This is a genomic window from Pseudomonas sp. GW821-FHT09C10 (assembly GCF_059418085.1).
On sequence record NZ_JBWKPE010000006.1, the window covers coordinates 1 to 15,491 of the forward strand.

Annotated in this window: 15 protein-coding genes; 3 read left to right on the forward strand and 12 right to left on the reverse strand. The window is 58.8% G+C overall.

Annotated features, from left to right (window positions below; translation table 11 throughout):
- Positions 1–153: 153 nt before the first annotated feature.
- The 9 genes from msrQ to mrcB all read right to left on the reverse strand — a co-directional run bounded on the left by msrQ (position 154) and on the right by mrcB (position 9,972).
- Positions 154–774, reverse strand: coding sequence for a protein-methionine-sulfoxide reductase heme-binding subunit MsrQ (gene msrQ, locus AC07OT_RS13410; protein ID WP_115487595.1), 621 nt, complete (start codon positions 772–774; stop codon positions 154–156).
- Complete coding sequence (gene msrP / locus AC07OT_RS13415) at positions 774–1,787, reverse strand: protein-methionine-sulfoxide reductase catalytic subunit MsrP (protein ID WP_141156013.1); 1,014 nt, start codon at positions 1,785–1,787, stop codon at positions 774–776. Before msrP ends, msrQ begins: the two co-directional genes overlap by 1 nt.
- A 63-nt stretch (positions 1,788–1,850) precedes the next feature.
- Positions 1,851–2,708, reverse strand: a complete 858-nt coding sequence (pssA, locus tag AC07OT_RS13420; RefSeq protein WP_053137711.1) for a CDP-diacylglycerol--serine O-phosphatidyltransferase — start codon at positions 2,706–2,708, stop codon at positions 1,851–1,853.
- A gap of 145 nt (positions 2,709–2,853) precedes the next feature.
- Positions 2,854–3,870: a ketol-acid reductoisomerase gene (ilvC, locus tag AC07OT_RS13425; protein WP_003176099.1), complete on the reverse strand. Its 1,017-nt coding sequence runs from the start codon at positions 3,868–3,870 to the stop codon at positions 2,854–2,856.
- A 47-nt stretch (positions 3,871–3,917) separates the two neighbouring features.
- Entirely contained in the window at positions 3,918–4,409 is a 492-nt protein-coding gene (ilvN, locus tag AC07OT_RS13430) for an acetolactate synthase small subunit (protein ID WP_003176102.1), read from the reverse strand.
- A gap of 2 nt (positions 4,410–4,411) precedes the next feature.
- A complete protein-coding gene (locus tag AC07OT_RS13435) occupies positions 4,412–6,136 on the reverse strand; it encodes an acetolactate synthase 3 large subunit (protein ID WP_027605397.1) in 1,725 nt (574 codons plus the stop codon).
- Between the two features lie 431 nt (positions 6,137–6,567).
- Positions 6,568–6,897 carry a YqcC family protein gene (locus AC07OT_RS13440; protein ID WP_495108278.1) on the reverse strand — a complete coding sequence of 110 codons (330 nt, stop codon included), beginning with the start codon at positions 6,895–6,897 and terminating at the stop codon, positions 6,568–6,570.
- Positions 6,897–7,631 (reverse strand): tetratricopeptide repeat protein, encoded by a 735-nt coding sequence (locus AC07OT_RS13445; protein ID WP_495102466.1) that lies wholly within the window; start codon positions 7,629–7,631, stop codon positions 6,897–6,899. The genes AC07OT_RS13440 and AC07OT_RS13445 overlap by 1 nt, the downstream gene beginning before the upstream one ends.
- Before the next feature lie 16 nt (positions 7,632–7,647).
- Complete coding sequence (gene mrcB, locus AC07OT_RS13450) at positions 7,648–9,972, reverse strand: penicillin-binding protein 1B (RefSeq protein ID WP_495108279.1); 2,325 nt, start codon at positions 9,970–9,972, stop codon at positions 7,648–7,650.
- Between the two features lie 118 nt (positions 9,973–10,090).
- On the opposite strand from mrcB, the gene AC07OT_RS13455 reads away from it, so the two are divergent.
- The 3 genes from AC07OT_RS13455 (at position 10,091) to AC07OT_RS13465 (ending at position 12,558) form a co-directional block, all read left to right on the forward strand.
- The gene (locus AC07OT_RS13455) at positions 10,091–11,647 is read left to right on the forward strand and encodes a bifunctional aminoglycoside phosphotransferase/ATP-binding protein (RefSeq protein WP_495108280.1); all 1,557 of its coding nucleotides are present in this window, start codon (positions 10,091–10,093) and stop codon (positions 11,645–11,647) included.
- Between the two features lie 91 nt (positions 11,648–11,738).
- Positions 11,739–12,083 carry a pentapeptide repeat-containing protein gene (locus tag AC07OT_RS13460; RefSeq protein WP_027605392.1) on the forward strand — a complete coding sequence of 115 codons (345 nt, stop codon included), beginning with the start codon at positions 11,739–11,741 and terminating at the stop codon, positions 12,081–12,083.
- A 202-nt stretch (positions 12,084–12,285) separates the two neighbouring features.
- Positions 12,286–12,558, forward strand: a complete 273-nt coding sequence (locus AC07OT_RS13465) for a TfoX/Sxy family protein (RefSeq protein WP_027605391.1) — start codon at positions 12,286–12,288, stop codon at positions 12,556–12,558.
- Between the two features lie 244 nt (positions 12,559–12,802).
- On the opposite strand, the gene AC07OT_RS13470 is transcribed toward AC07OT_RS13465, so the two are convergent.
- Genes AC07OT_RS13470 through AC07OT_RS13480 form a run of 3 tightly spaced genes read right to left on the reverse strand, consistent with a single transcriptional unit; the run spans position 12,803 to position 15,482 of the window.
- Positions 12,803–13,570 (reverse strand): heme ABC transporter ATP-binding protein, encoded by a 768-nt coding sequence (locus AC07OT_RS13470; protein WP_495108281.1) that lies wholly within the window; start codon positions 13,568–13,570, stop codon positions 12,803–12,805.
- Complete coding sequence (locus tag AC07OT_RS13475) at positions 13,570–14,553, reverse strand: FecCD family ABC transporter permease (RefSeq protein WP_495108377.1); 984 nt, start codon at positions 14,551–14,553, stop codon at positions 13,570–13,572. Before AC07OT_RS13475 ends, AC07OT_RS13470 begins: the two co-directional genes overlap by 1 nt.
- A gap of 50 nt (positions 14,554–14,603) precedes the next feature.
- On the reverse strand, positions 14,604–15,482 hold the full coding sequence (locus AC07OT_RS13480; protein WP_495108282.1) for a heme/hemin ABC transporter substrate-binding protein: 879 nt from the start codon (positions 15,480–15,482) through the stop codon (positions 14,604–14,606).
- Positions 15,483–15,491 lie beyond the last annotated feature (9 nt).

A 15,491-nucleotide genomic window follows, 5' to 3' on the forward strand; every position in this document is an offset into this window, starting at 1 on the left:
CACGACTCTATCAACTCCTTCTGGGCTTCGATGAACTGAAGCAATCCGCTGCCTTATTCTGCATAACTCGTTGTTTAACAAGGAGTTTTACGTTTCGACTGCGCCGGAAGTGGGGCGAATTATATACAGATACAATCTGCGGTCAAGCGTTAATTACGCTTTTGTTGCAGTGGGTGCTTTTTTAGTAATAAGTCGGGGGATTCGGCGCGCCACGGGCGGTACACGCAGCACCAGAAGCAACGCACCTATAGAAGCATAGATAACCCATTCCTTCAGATCAGCCCGCACGATCCACAGCATGTGCAACAGGCCAAGCCCAAGAATCACATACACCAGCCGATGCAGCTTCTTCCAGCGACTACCGAGTCGGCGTTGGCTATAGCGATTAGACGTCACCGCCAACACCAACAAAGACAAGAACCCCAGCGCCCCCACAACAATGTAAGGTCGTTTGCGCAATTCCACACCCAATTGCGACCAATCCAGCCCCAGGACAAACACGCAGTACGCCGCCAAATGCAGCACTACATAGGCAAAGCACCACAATCCAAGCTGCCGGCGCACGGCAATCCACCCCGCCCAACCGCTCAGCTTCTGCAGCGGCGTCATTCCAAGGGTAATCAACAAGAGGATCAAGGTACCCAGGCCAAGCCGATCAACCAGCACCTTGCCCGGATCCGGCCCCAAGGCAAAACTCCATGCCTCATACAGCCACAATAACGGCCACACTGCCGCAGCTATAAAAACGCCAATGCGCCAGATGGGGTAACGCATCAGTAGTTCTTCCGCAGATCGAGGCCTGTATATAAAGAGGCGACCTCATCCGAGTAGCCATTGAACATCTGCGTCTCACGCACATTGGGACTGAACAGCCCACTTGGCAGACGACGCTCCCGCGCCTGGGTCCAGCGGGGATGATCCACCGTAGGGTTCACATTCGCATAGAAGCCATACTCATCCGCCGCAATACTCTGCCAGGTGGTTTTGGGCTGCTCGCTTACAAGACTGATACGCACGATGGATTTCACGCTCTTGAAACCGTACTTCCAAGGTACGACCAGACGTAACGGTGCACCGTTCTGATTGGGCAACTCGCGCCCATACATGCCAACGGCCAGAATCGCCAAAGGGTTCATCGCTTCATCCAGACGCAGCCCTTCTACATATGGCCAGTCAATCAAGCCAAAACTCGAGCGCTGCCCAGGCATGCTCTTGGCATCCTGGAGGGTTTCAAAGCGGATGTATTTGGCCTTGGAGGTCGGCTCAACCTGCTTGAGTAAGGCAGAGATCGGAAAACCCATCCACGGGATGACCATCGACCACGCCTCGACACAGCGTAAACGGTAGATCCGCTCTTCTAATTGATAGGGCTTCATGAAGTCTTCAAGGGCGTAACGCCCCGGTTTTGCAACCTCGCCATCGATCACCACACTCCAGGGCTCGGTCTTGAGTGAGCCTGCATTTTTCGCAGGATCACCCTTGTCTGTACCGAACTCATAGAAATTGTTGTAGTGGGTTGCGTCCTTGAACGGGGTGATGGACTCATCCTTGACCGTCACTGCCTGCCATTTCGTTGCCGGCAATTTTTCGGCAAACCAATTGGGCGCCTTGCCAGGCTCAACATCGGGATAACGCGCGGCCTCGTCAGCACTGGCCCAACGCGGCAGGCTGCTGGCAGCAATGCCGGCAAGCGCACCGCCGAGCAAGCTACGGCGAGAAAGGTAGAAGGATTCAGGCGTGACATCCGACTCTTGGCAATCGGACGCTTTGGGCAATTTGATTAACATGGCAACTCCGCAGCATTGGAGAACTGATGCACCAATAGACTGCGGAGTATGGGGGAAATTACATTAAGGCAACGTTTTGTCCCGGCGCATATGCAGCAAGTACTGAATCGGCCCCGAAGCGGCGTAGACCAGAAAGGCCAATAGCAGGATCCGAGGAGGATCACTGAAGACCACCGCAAACACCAGTACCACTGCCAGGATCGCCACGAACGGTACACGCCCCTTGAGGTCAAGCTCCTTGAAGCTGTTGTACTTGATATTACTGACCATCAGCATACCGGCCGCAGCAACCATCAACGCCACCAGGAACGACATTTTCGAACCCTGGATGCCGTAGTCGCTGAACGCCCAGACGATACCCGCCACCACGCCCGCCGCTGCCGGACTGGCCAGACCGATGAAGTAACGCTTGTCAGCAGTACCCACCTGGGTATTGAAGCGAGCCAGACGCAACGCCGCCCCCGCAACATAGATGAAGGCGACCATCCAGCCAACCTTACCCATATCCCCCAGCGCCCAGGCGAAGGCCAGCAGTGCAGGTGCGACACCAAAGGCAACCATGTCCGATAGCGAGTCATACTCGGCTCCGAAGGCGCTTTGGGTGTTGGTCATGCGCGCCACACGACCATCAAGGCCATCCAGCACCATGGCCACGAAAATCGCGATGGCAGCAAAGCCGAAATACTTGCTGGCGCTCGCCGCATCACCCGCCGCCAAGGCACTTTGGGCACTCATTGAGTTGATGATGGAATAGAACCCGGCAAACAGGTTTGCCGTAGTGAACAGATTGGGCAGCAAATAGATGCCACGATGCCGGACCTTGCGGCCTTCAGCGTCATGCCCTTCTTCGACATGTTCATCGATCGGCAGCAGGCTTTCGGCGTCAGAAGCCTGGTTTGGCTCTTCGGGACGTTCGCTCATGGACTTTACCTTGCAACGGTGTGAAAAAAATTCGACCAATACTTGCGGCGAGTGTTCGCCCGCAAACGATGCAGCTTTATACCAGAACCCGCCCCTCAAACGAAAAAACGCGGCCTAAGCCGCGTTTTCTGTTGATACGTACGACTTAGTTTTTGGCTTTGTCGACGATCTTGTTGGCACCGATCCACGGCATCATGGAGCGCAGTTGCTCGCCGATGACTTCGATACCGTGAGCAGCGTTGTTACGACGCTTTGCGGTCATCGAAGGGTAGCCGGTAGCACCTTCGCTGATGAACATTTTGGCGTACTCGCCGTCCTGAATACGTTTCAGGGCGTTGCGCATAGCCTGGCGGGACTCGGCGTTGATGACTTCCGGGCCAGTCACGTACTCGCCGTATTCGGCGTTGTTGGAGATCGAGTAGTTCATGTTGGCGATACCGCCTTCGTACATGAGGTCAACGATCAGCTTCAGTTCGTGCAGGCATTCGAAGTAGGCCATTTCCGGCGCGTAGCCAGCTTCAACCAGGGTTTCGAAACCGGCTTTAACCAGCTCAACGGTACCGCCGCACAGAACGGCTTGCTCGCCGAACAGGTCGGTTTCGGTCTCGTCCTTGAAGGTGGTTTCGATGATGCCGGTACGACCGCCACCCACGCCAGCAGCGTAAGACAGCGCAACGTTCTTGGCGTTGCCCGAAGCATCCTGGTAGATCGCGATCAGGTCAGGGATACCGCCGCCTTTGACGAACTCGGAACGTACGGTGTGGCCCGGTGCTTTCGGCGCGATCATGATCACGTCGAGGTCAGCGCGCGGTACAACCTGGTTGTAGTGGATCGCGAAGCCGTGGGAGAAGGCCAGGGTGGCGCCCTTCTTGATGTTCGGCTCGATCTCGTTCTTGTACAGCGCGGACTGGAACTCGTCCGGGGTCAGGATCATGACCAGGTCGGCGGCAGCAACAGCGGAAGCAACGTCAGTCACTTTCAGGCCGTGGGCTTCAGCTTTGGCAACGGTGGCCGAGCCTTTACGCAGGCCAACAGTCACGTCAACGCCGGAGTCTTTCAGGTTGCAAGCTTGCGCGTGACCCTGGGAGCCGTAGCCGATGATGGCGACTTTCTTGCCCTGGATGATCGACAGGTCACAATCTTTATCGTAATAAACTTTCATGAGGTTCCTCTATATATCCAGGCCGTAAGGCCATTCGCTAATTTGGGTTAGATGCTGAGTACTTTGTCGCCACGGGCAATCCCGGTGACACCACTGCGTACCGTTTCCAGAATCGAGGCCGTCCCGATCGACTGGATGAAGCTGTCCAGCTTGTCGCTCGTACCGGTCAGTTGAACGGTATAAACACTGGCGCTCACATCGACGATCTGCCCGCGATAAATATCGGTAGTGCGCTTGATCTCGGCACGCTGGGCCCCCGTTGCCTTGACCTTGACCAGCATCAGCTCGCGCTCGATGTGGGCACTCTCCGACAGGTCGACCAGCTTGACCACTTCGATCAGCTTGTTGAGGTTCTTGGTGATCTGCTCGATCACCTCATCGTGGCCCACGGTGGTCAACGTCAGGCGCGACAAAGTCGGGTCTTCGGTCGGCGCCACGGTCAGGCTTTCGATGTTGTAGTTGCGTTGCGAAAACAGGCCGACAACACGAGACAGAGCGCCGGGTTCGTTCTCCAGAAGCAGGGAGATAATGTGCCGCATGATTAAGTACGCTCCGTCTTGTTCAGCCACATGTCGCGCATAGAGCCGTCTTTGATCTGCATCGGGTAGACGTGCTCACTGGTATCCACCTGAATATCGATGAACACCAGACGGTCCTTCATGGCGAACGCTTCTTCCATCTTCGGCTTCAGATCTTTCAGATCGGTGATGCGAATGCCAACGTGGCCATAGGCTTCAACCAACTTGATGAAATCCGGCAACGATTCCATGTAGGAATGGGAATGACGGCTACCGTAGCTCATGTCCTGCCATTGACGAACCATACCCAGCACACCGTTGTTCAAGCAGACAATCTTCACAGGAAGACCGTACTGCAGGCATGTCGACAGCTCCTGGATGTTCATCTGAATGCTGCCTTCACCGGTGACGCAGGCAACGTCAGAGTCCGGGAAACTCAGTTTCACGCCCATGGCTGCCGGGAAACCAAAGCCCATCGTGCCCAGGCCACCGGAGTTGATCCAGCGGTTAGGCTTGTCGAACTTGTAGTACTGCGCGGCGAACATCTGGTGCTGGCCCACATCGGAGGTCACAAAGGCGTCGCCCTTGGTTACTTCGCAGAGGGTCTCGATCACGGTTTGTGGCTTGATGATGCTGCCGTCGCCCTTGTCGTAAGGGAACAGGCCACGGTCACCACGCCATTCGTCGATCTGCTTCCACCAGCTGGCAACGGATTCCTTGTTCGGCGTCTCGCCGATGTCCTTGAGCGCAGCGACCATTTCGGTCAATACACTTTCTACAGGACCTACGATCGGCACATCGGCCTTGATGGTCTTGGAGATGGACGCCGGGTCGATGTCGATGTGGATGATCTTGGCATTCGGGCAGAACTTGCTCGCGCCGTTGATCACGCGGTCATCAAAACGCGCGCCCACTGCCAGGATCACGTCGGCGTGGTGCATGGTCAGGTTGGCGGTGTAGCTGCCGTGCATGCCCAGCATGCCCACGAACTGACGGTCCGTACCTGGGAATGCGCCGAGGCCCATCAGGGTGTTGGTGACTGGCAGGTTGAGCAGTTTGGCCAACTCGGTCAGCGGTGCAGAACCACCGCCCAGGATCACGCCACCCCCCGAGTACAACACGGGGCGCTTGGCCGCCAGGAGCATTTCTGCCGCCTTGCGGATTTGCCCCGAGTGCCCACGAACGGCCGGGCTGTAGGAACGCAGCTTGGCTTTCTTCGGGAAAACGTATTCGAATTTTTCAGCCGGGTTGGTCATGTCTTTCGGGATATCGACCACGACAGGCCCCGGGCGACCGGACTGTGCGAGGTAGAAGGCCTTTTTCATGACGTCCGGGATTTCCGACGCATGCTTGATCATGAAGCTGTGTTTCACGATCGGCCTGGAGATACCGATCATGTCGGTTTCCTGGAACGCATCGGTCCCCACCATGGTGCTTGGCACCTGGCCGGAAATGATCACCATCGGAATGGAGTCCATATAAGCAGTCGCGATGCCGGTAATGGCATTGGTTGCGCCTGGGCCGGAGGTTACCAGTACCACACCGGCTTTACCGGTGGCACGGGCATAACCGTCAGCCATATGGGTCGCGGCCTGTTCGTGGCGAACCAGGATGTGGGTAACAGCCGGTTCCTTGAACAGTGCGTCGTAAACATGCAGCAGAGCACCACCTGGGTACCCGTAGATATAGTCGACGCCTTCGTCACGCAAAAAGCGGACGAGCATCTCACCGCCAGATAAAAGCTCCACGTTGTTCACCTCTAAAACGCCAGAATACCGTCCGTTGAAAACCGACGGGTCTTAATAGGTTTACTTCTCAACAGAGCATGAGCGACGGTGGTCGCCGACTACGTCAGCACTGACTGAGCAAGTATTGGGATCGTCCCAAGTGTTGCGGGCTTTTCCCACCCAGCGCGAGGTAACGCGTTGCGGGTGTAACAGGTCGGCGCGGATGTGCGCCTCATGATCTGCTGAGCGGGCCTGCTTCTGGCAGTCCCGATACAGCGGACTTTGGATTCTTCTGTTTCAGGCCTCTCAAGTCAAGCAATAATTGCGCTTTTTTCCAACTAAGCGCATGAGAACGTAGAAGAAAGGGCTTTGAGGAGGGATAAAACTCGCCTGAATGTCGTCAAGCGGTAGAAATGTGCGCAAGACTGCCGAAAAAACCGGCAGCCAGGCAATTAACGAGCGTCGACGATCAGTTGGTCGAACTTTTTCAGCGCATTGCGCAAACCAAGGCTCTCGAGCGGCCGGTCGGCATAGACCATCTCGGCCATCTCCATGATCCCGGAAGCATTGGGCAAGGGCAGATCCTGCTCGAGAATCTGCTTCATGCGCACAAGGAAGACCCACTGCAACCACTGGTGGAAGTCCAGAGTATCCACCGAAAAGGGCTCGACACTGCTGAGCGCTTCGGCACTGGGGCGCACCTCATCCCACCAGCCCTGCACGCGCAATTCGCGCTCGATCAGCAATAACTGTTCGGCAATCGCGGGAAACCGTCCATCCATCAGAGGTTGACCTTGGCTTTTTGCCGAGCCTGGGCAGCGCCGGCAGCGTCACCTTGTGCCGCACGCGCATCGCCGATCAACGCCCACAGGCTGGCTTGCAGGTCGGGACGACCGTTGGCCAGCGTGAGACCACGACGAGCGAATTGTTCGGCCTGGGGCGCATCGCCCTGGGCCATGCGTACCTGGGCAAGGCGATACAGCACTTGCGGCTCGCGCGGAGCAACACGTTGCGCACGCTCAAGGCTGGATGACGCACCATTCAAGTCACCACCCGCCTGCTGTTGCTGCGCGGTGGTCAGCAACGCCAGCACCGGGCCGTCCAATTGCTCGTCGGCTGACAAGCCGCCTGCGCTGGAGGCCGATGGAATGCCGCTCGGCGTCGACGGCATGGTGTAGGTGCCCTGGTTGATCGGCGCGGTCTGCATCGGCGCGGCATCAATCGGCCCGGAGGAGCTTGGCCCAGGCGTCCAAGGCTCGGCACTGATTGGCGCCGAGGTAGCTGCACCGCCGCCCGGCACCATCACGACCACACCCGAATCCTGCGGCACGGCCTGAGGCCTGGCCTGGGCCGGACGGTTGGTCACGGTTTGGCGGAAACCGCCATTGGCCGAGATACGGTCATTATTGGAGACAGCTGTACTCGAATCCACCACAGGAATAGAGCCGCGCTGCACGCTGGAGCAACCGCCGAGCAAAGCCAGAGCTGTAATAGCTGGAATCCACCACTTGTTCACTTGAAACCCTCTTTGCTTAATTCATCCAGCCCTTGACCCAATCCATCACCGATTCCGCATCTGCAGGGGCTCCGCCACCGCACGCAGCACCGGCTGGTGGTTCGCTGCCGCGAATATACGGCATCTGCACCGCGCCCGGACAGTTGGCATCGGAGCCCTGGCCGGTATGCGGATCAATCCAGGTCTGCACGATGTTATCCGGCTGCGGCATGTTCAACGGCAGCGGGTCGGCCTTGCGCATGAAACTGGTCCAGACCTGCAGTGCGCCGGTGGCACCTGTGAACGGCGTCTTGCCATTGTCGTCACGGCCCAGCCATACCACTGCGAGCACATCCTGGCCGAAACCGGCGAACCAGCTGTCGCGCGAGTCGTTACTGGTACCGGTCTTACCCGCCAGCGTCAGGTTGGAAGGCAACACCTTATAGACCGAGCTGCCGGTACCTTCACGCATCACACGTTGCATGGCGTTCTGGATCAGATAGATGGAGCCCGCGTCGAAGCGTTGCTGAATCTGGAACGGATAGCGCCTGAGTGGCTCACCCTCGGCCGTCAGTACACTGCGGATCCCGCGCATCGGGGTATTGAAGCCACCGTTGGCGAGGGTCTGGTACATGGTCGCCACTTCAATCGGCGTCATGGCGCCGGCGCCCAGCAGAATCGATGGGAAGGCCGGGAATTCGCGGGTGATGCCCAGGCGCGCGAGCGTCTTGAGGACATTCGGCACGCCAACCTCCAAGCCGAGCCGAGACGTGGAAATGTTGTAGGAATGGGCCAAGCCCTGATACAGGAACACCGTGCCGTGGGAGCGGCGATCAAAGTTCTGCGGCGTCCAGACCTGGCCGTCGCCCCCTTTGACCGACAGCGGGTCATCCGACAACCAACTGGTGAGGGTGTATTTACTCGGCTTTTCCAGCGCTGTCAGGTAGACCGCCGGCTTGACCAGCGAGCCGATCGGCCGCACGGCGTCCAGTGCGCGGTTGAAACCGGCAAAGCTGGCCTGGCGACTGCCGATCATGGCCTGGACTTCACCGGTTTCCGGGTTGGTCACCACCATGGCGGCTTCTACTTCGTCGGCGCCCTTACGGCCCGTCAGGCGCTTGAAGGTGTCGTTAACCGACGCTTCTGCCTTCATCTGCAGGATCGGGTCGAAGCTGGTGAAGATTCGCAGGCCTTCTTCGGTCAAGTCTTCGTCGCGATAGTCTTCACGCAACTGGCGCTTTACCAGATCGATAAAGCCTGGAAATGAACTGTCCGCCAACTTCCCGCGGGTTGTCACACCCAGTGGCATTTTTTTCGCCGCGGCCACTTGTTCCGCCGTGGCAACGCCTTGCTGTTCAAGCACATCGAGCACCAGGTTACGGCGCTCAAGCGCACGCTCCGGATTACGACGCGGGTTGTAGTAGGAAGGCCCCTTGACCATGCCCACCAACAAGGCAACCTGATGCAGCTTCAACTCCGACAGCGGTTGACCAAAGAAGAACTGGCTGGCCAGACCGAAGCCGTGCACCGCGCGCTGACCATCCTGGCCGACGAATACCTCGTTGAGGTACGCCTCAAGGATCTCCTGCTTGCTGTAGTGCAGCTCGAGCAGCATCGCCATCATGGCTTCGGTGAGCTTACGGGTCAGGCTGCGCTCGTTGGTCAGGTAGAAGTTCTTCACCAACTGCTGGGTCAGCGTACTGCCGCCCTGGGTCATCCTGCCGCCGGAAGTATTCACCCAGACGGCACGGGCAATCGACTTCGGCGAAACGCCCCAGTGACTATAAAAGTCGCGGTCCTCTACAGCCACCAACGTTTCCAGTAGATACGGCGGCACCTGATCAAGCTTGATCAGGATGCGATCTTCAAGGTTCTTCGGGTAAATCCCGCCGATCATCAGCGGTTCAAGGCGTACCACCGGCAACTTGGAGCCGTTCAGGGACGACAGTTCGGCGACGTAGTCGCCGGAGAAGCGCACGCGCACAGGCTGGGCCTTCTCCAGGCCTTCATAGAACTGGAAGCCGCGGGTATTGAGGTCGACGGTGTTGCCGCTGACCGCAGCCGCGCCCGGACCATTGCTCACGGGTTCGCGTCGATAGCCCAGGGCGTCGAGTTCGGTGAGGAAGTCATCCTTGCTCAGCTTCTGGCCGGTGAACAGTTCCAGCGGGCGTGCATACACCTTGGCCGGGATAGTCCAGCGCTTGCCGGAGAACTTCTCCTGGACCACAGCGTCGAGGTACACCGCAAAGCCAGCGAGCACCACAAGGCCTACCAGGCCGAGCTTGAGCGCCCAGCCAAGCCACGGGCGCAGGCCGCGGGAAGGAGGTTTTTTACGGGAACGGGGAGATCGGGTTCGAGTCATGGCGGCGGATTATACGCACTTTATTGATGATCAACATGAGCCGGACAGCGGTTTGCACGACCGCCCGTAGCAGCCATAATGCGCGCCATGATTTCCCACCGACTCTGAAGGATCGCCCGTGAGCCAGCCACTGATCGCAGCCCTGCAAAACCCGGCTTTGTACCCTCATCCGGTTGAAGCGTTCCAGGTCATCGAAACGCATATTTCATGGGTCATCTTGACCGGCCCCTACGCCTATAAATTGAAGAAACCGATGAACTTCGGGTTCCTGGACTTCACCGACCTGGAGAAACGCGGGCACTTCTGCAACGAAGAACTGCGCCTCAACCAACGCCTGACCACGGATCTGTATCTGGAAGTGTTGCCGATTACCGGCACAGCCGAAGCCCCGCAACTGGGTGGCGACGGCCCGGTGATCGAATATGCCCTGAAGATGCGTCAGTTCCCGCAGAGCCAATTGCTCAGCACCTTGCAGGCCAATGGCGAATTGACCGCCGCGCACATCGATGAAATGGCCAGGCAGATCGCACGCTTTCACCTCGCCGCACCAAAAGTGCCTCAGGACCACGCGGCCGGCACCCCCGATGAAGTGATGGCACCGGTACGGCAGAACTTCGACCAGATCCGCCCATTCCTCAGCGACAAGGCCGACCTGATTCAACTGGACGCCCTGCAAGCCTGGGCCGAAAGCAGCTTCGAACGCCTGAAACCGCTGCTGGCACAGCGCAAGCTCGACGGTTTCACCCGCGAGTGCCACGGTGACATCCACCTCGGCAACGCCACCTTGATTGACGACAAGGTGGTGATCTTCGACTGTATCGAGTTCAACGAGCCGTTTCGCTTCACCGATGTGTACGCCGACACCGCTTTCCTGGCCATGGACCTGGAAGACCGCGGCCTCAAGTCCCTGGCGCGGCGTTTTATCAGCCAGTACCTGGAACTGACCGGTGATTATCAGGGCCTTGAAGTGCTGAACTTCTACAAAGCCTACCGCGCCCTGGTGCGTGCCAAGGTGTCGCTGTTCAGCATGCCGAGCGAGGCAAGCCCGGTGCAGCGCGCCACCACCCTGCGCCAATACCGCAACTACGCCAACCTGGCGGAAAGCTACAGCACTATTCCATCGCGTTTCCTGGCAATTACCCACGGTGTCTCGGCAGTCGGCAAAAGCCACGTGGCCATGCGCCTGGTGGAAGCATTGGGCGCTGTACGCTTGCGCTCGGACGTGGAGCGCAAGCGCATGTTCGGCGAGCAGCAGGTGGAAAACACGCCCCAGGCCGGCATCTATGCGTCCGACGCCAGCGCCAGGACCTACGCTCGCTTGAATGACATCGCGGATACCGTGCTGCGCGCCGGCTTCCCGGTAGTACTGGATGCCACCTTCCTCAAACGCGAACAACGCGACGCCGCAGCCAAAGTGGCCGAAGCCACGGGGGCGCCGTTCCTGATCCTGGACTGCAACGCGCCACAGGCGGTTATCACCAGTTGGTTGGCGCAACGTCAGGCCGACAAAAACGATCCATCCGACGCGACCCTGAGCGTTATCGAAGAACAACAGGCCAACCGTGACCCACTGACCGCCGAAGAACTGTTGCTGAGTAAACGCGTCGAGACCAACCAAAGCGGAACCCTCGATGCGTTGGTCGCGCAAATTCGCCAGCGCCTGCCAGGCCTGTAAGAAAAATTTCTTGGTCGTGTCGTCTACTTGGGCGCACGCCAAGAGATAGTGGCACTATAATGGCGTCATAAATCCAACAGGAGTCGTTTTCATGAGTCAGCCCAAGCTTCTAGATACACCGCTCTACGCACTCCTGCATAAAGACGATATCCGTGGTTTCAACCAGGAACGCCCGGCAGGCGGCATTATCGACATGCGCGGTGGCGACTTCCGTGGACTGGACCTGCGCGACTTGAATGCCACCGGTGTGGATTTCACCGACGCGTATTTCCGCTCCGCCGACTTGCGCGGCCTGGATTTGCGCGACTGCTCGCTGGAAGGCGCCAGCCTGGCCCATGCGCAGATTTCGGGCACCTACTTCCCGCCTGAATTGACTGCCGATGAGATCCTCATGTCGGTCAATTTCGGCACGCGACTGCGCTACCGTACCAAGTAAGATTCGATCCAAGCCCGACTACGCGCAATGCGTAGCGGGTGCTTCACGCCTGCCCCGCGTCAAAATCCCCGCGCCATTCTTATAAGCTTTTTGGCCGTTTCAGACCAAAGAACTACGCTTTTCCTACTGAGCGCTACACTGCTGTTCAGGCCTGCCTGGTCACGATACCCACCGCACCATTCGGCCGTCGCAAGGAGGCTTGATGAACGATGAGCTGCAACACCTGAAAAACCTCGGCAAGACGTCAGCGCAGTGGCTGCATGCGGTGGGCATCCACAGTGCATCCGACTTGCGTCGCCTGGGAGCGGTCGATGCGTATCGAGCCGTCAGGACTCGCGGGTTTCGCGCATCAAAAGTGTTGCTCTATGCGATTGAAGGGGCCCTGATGGACGTGCACTGGAATGACATTCCGGTCGAGCGTAAGGAGGCATTGAATCGCCAGCTGGATGCCATTTCAGCGCGTCAGAAGAGCTAGATCGTCAGCAAGGCCCAATGTTTATACGCACTTCGAACGGACGTTTGAGGAAAACCGCAGATCCTTCAAAAACAACTGTTGACTCTCAAATGAGAATCGTTATGATTATCACAACTGGTCGCGAGATCAGCCGATAACTGAAAGACCATTGGTTCGGACTCTCAGATTATCTCCTCATCAGGCTAATCACGGTTATTTGACCCGGCTTTTGCCGGGTCTTTTTTTGCCTGTGAAAAAGCACGCCTCAGCGAGCAATGATTAACGGATGCCCACGCTCCGGGTGCGGCTGAACCAATACTTCCAAACCAAACACGGCCTTAAGCGGCTCGGGCCGCAGCACCTGCGCCGGTGTATCCAAGGCGTGGGGACGGCCCTGCTCCAGCAGCAAAATGCGATCACAGTAGCGCGCAGCCAGGTTCAGATCATGGAGGATCACCAGCACCGCCGCACCACGATCGGCAAAGCGGCGAATCGCTTGCAGGGTCGTGTGCTGATGCAGGGGGTCCAGCATCGATGTCGGCTCATCCAGCAGCAATGTCTGCCCCGACTCACCTGGCCATAATTGCGCCAGCACCCGCGCCAAGTGCACGCGTTGACGCTCGCCACCAGACAGCGCCAAGTAACTGCGACCTTTCAAGTGTGCGACGTCCGCCGCCAGCAAGGCCGCATGGATAATTTCATCATCGCGCACACGCCCCGCCTGGTGGGGCAAACGGCCCATGCCGACCACCTCTTCGACACGGAACGCGAAGTCCAGGGTCGAGGTTTGTGGCAACACCGCCAGCCGCTGCGCGCGCTGCGACCCGCTCCAGTCTTTCAACGCCTGCTGCCCCAACCACACCTCGCCCTGATCCGGATGCAACTCACCGCACAACGCCCCCAGCAACGTACTCTTGCCCGCGCCATTGGGACCCAGCACACCGAGCACTTCACCCGGCAGCAACTCCAGAGTGACATCCGCCAGCACGACCTTGTGGCCACGCCGGATCTGCAGGCCTTCAACACGCAGCATCAGGCACGCCCCCGTAACAACAGGTAAAGAAAAAACGGCGCACCAATAAACGCAGTCACGATACCAATCGGCAATTCAGCCGGCGCCAAGGCCAGCCGCGCAACCAAGTCGGCAAACAGCAACAAACTCGCGCCCGCCAATATCGACGCCGGCAGCAGCACGCGGTGATCAGGCCCGGCCAGCAACCTGACCAGATGTGGCACCACCAGCCCGACAAAACCAATCATGCCCGCCGCAGCCACCGCAGCACCTACACCTAATGCGGTACAGAACACCAACTCGCGCTTGAGCCCTTCAACATCAATTCCCAGATGACTGGCCTCGGATTCGCCGAGCAACAGCGCATTCAACGCCTTGGCCCGGCGCGGCAACCAGAGCGCCACACCGGCACTGACCAGCAATAAGGGCCATAACCGCGAATAGCTCGCGCCGTTGAGGCTGCCAAGGTTCCACAACGTCAGGGTACGCAGGGTGGCGTCGTCCGCCAGGTAGGTGAACAGGCCCACTGCCGAGCTTGCCAGTGCAGTGAGGGCAATGCCGGCAAGCAGCATCGTCGCCACATTGGTCTGACCGTTACGGCGCCCCAGCCGATAAACCAGCGCGGTAACGCCCAGCCCGCCTAGAAACGCGCACAGCGACAGCACATAAGGCCCGAATGCCTCCGGTAACCCACCAAAAAACGCACCGCCGACAATGGCGATTGCCGCCCCCAGTGCCGCCCCGCTGGAAACCCCGACCAACCCCGGATCGGCCAGCGGGTTACGAAACAACCCTTGCATGGCCACGCCGGACAATGCCAATACGCCGCCCACCGCCAAACCGAGCAACGTCCGCGGCAAACGAATCTGCCCCAGGATCAACTCAGCCTGCTCCAGGCCTTGCGCCTCTATCGGCACGCCCATCAAGCGCAATGCCGCCTTGAGCGTATCCAGCAACGGCAAGCTTACCGGGCCCAATGCCAACGAGAGCCAGGTCGCCAACAGGCATAACAGTGCCAGGCCGATGAACAGCGTTTTCGGCTTAACCAGAGTGGTCATGGAGCGGGTTTAGCCTGTGACGGGTAAAAGCTGGCCGAGAGTTTCACAAGACTCTGCGGCAGGCGCGGTCCAAGCCCACCCACCAGCAAGGTCGGGTCCAGCTCGAACACACGCCCACGCTTGGCCGCCGGCGTCGAAGCCAGGATCGGATTCTCCTTGAACAACGCCGCGCGCGCCGCGTCTCCGGTAAGGGCACGATCGGCAAACACCAGCACATCAGGGCTCAGCCCTGCCAACGACTCCACCGAAAATGGCTTGTAACCGCTGTGGGTAGCCAGGTTATGCCCGCCGGCCTGCTGCACCACCCAATCGCCCGCTGTGTCCTTACCGGCAATCAGCGGCTTGCCGCCAGCATGACCGATCAGCAGCAACACGCCCGGTGCCTTCTGCGCGGCCTGCGCCTTGGCGACCCAGCTTTTCTGCTGATCAAGGGCCCGTTCATATCCGGTAAACAATGCACTGGCCTTAGCCTCATCTCCCAGCAACTTGCCCAGGTGCTGAAGATTACCCTTCAAGGTCGGCAAATCCGGCTGCGCCGAGAACATCTCGACCTGGACACCTGCACTGCGAATCTGCGCCAGCACCGGCGGCGGCCCCATCTCTTCAGTCCCCACCAGCACCTGTGGGCGCAGGCTGAGAATGCCTTCGGCCGACAATTGCCGCTGATAGCCGATACTTGGCAACGCCTTGAGCGATTCAGGATGCTGGCTGGTGGTGTCCACGCCGACCAACTTCGGCTCACCGCCCAACGCCGTGACCCATTCCGACAGCGCCCCACCGGCACTCACCCAGCGTTGTGGCAGTTCGGAGGCTTGCGCCCCATGGTTGACCAGCAGTCCGACAACAAGCGCAATAGCGCTGGCACTCAGGCGCATAACAGGGTT

Coding starts and splice junctions, on each gene's coding strand:
- msrQ (WP_115487595.1), bottom strand. CDS start 774: ATGCGTTACCCCATCTGGCGCATTGGCGTTTTTATAGCTGCGGCAGTG.
- msrP (WP_141156013.1), bottom strand. CDS start 1,787: ATGTTAATCAAATTGCCCAAAGCGTCCGATTGCCAAGAGTCGGATGTC.
- pssA (WP_053137711.1), bottom strand. CDS start 2,708: ATGAGCGAACGTCCCGAAGAGCCAAACCAGGCTTCTGACGCCGAAAGC.
- ilvC (WP_003176099.1), bottom strand. CDS start 3,870: ATGAAAGTTTATTACGATAAAGATTGTGACCTGTCGATCATCCAGGGC.
- ilvN (WP_003176102.1), bottom strand. CDS start 4,409: ATGCGGCACATTATCTCCCTGCTTCTGGAGAACGAACCCGGCGCTCTG.
- AC07OT_RS13440 (WP_495108278.1), bottom strand. CDS start 6,897: ATGGATGGACGGTTTCCCGCGATTGCCGAACAGTTATTGCTGATCGAG.
- mrcB (WP_495108279.1), bottom strand. CDS start 9,972: ATGACTCGAACCCGATCTCCCCGTTCCCGTAAAAAACCTCCTTCCCGC.
- AC07OT_RS13460 (WP_027605392.1), top strand. CDS start 11,739: ATGAGTCAGCCCAAGCTTCTAGATACACCGCTCTACGCACTCCTGCAT.
- AC07OT_RS13465 (WP_027605391.1), top strand. CDS start 12,286: ATGAACGATGAGCTGCAACACCTGAAAAACCTCGGCAAGACGTCAGCG.
- AC07OT_RS13470 (WP_495108281.1), bottom strand. CDS start 13,570: ATGCTGCGTGTTGAAGGCCTGCAGATCCGGCGTGGCCACAAGGTCGTG.
- AC07OT_RS13480 (WP_495108282.1), bottom strand. CDS start 15,482: ATGCGCCTGAGTGCCAGCGCTATTGCGCTTGTTGTCGGACTGCTGGTC.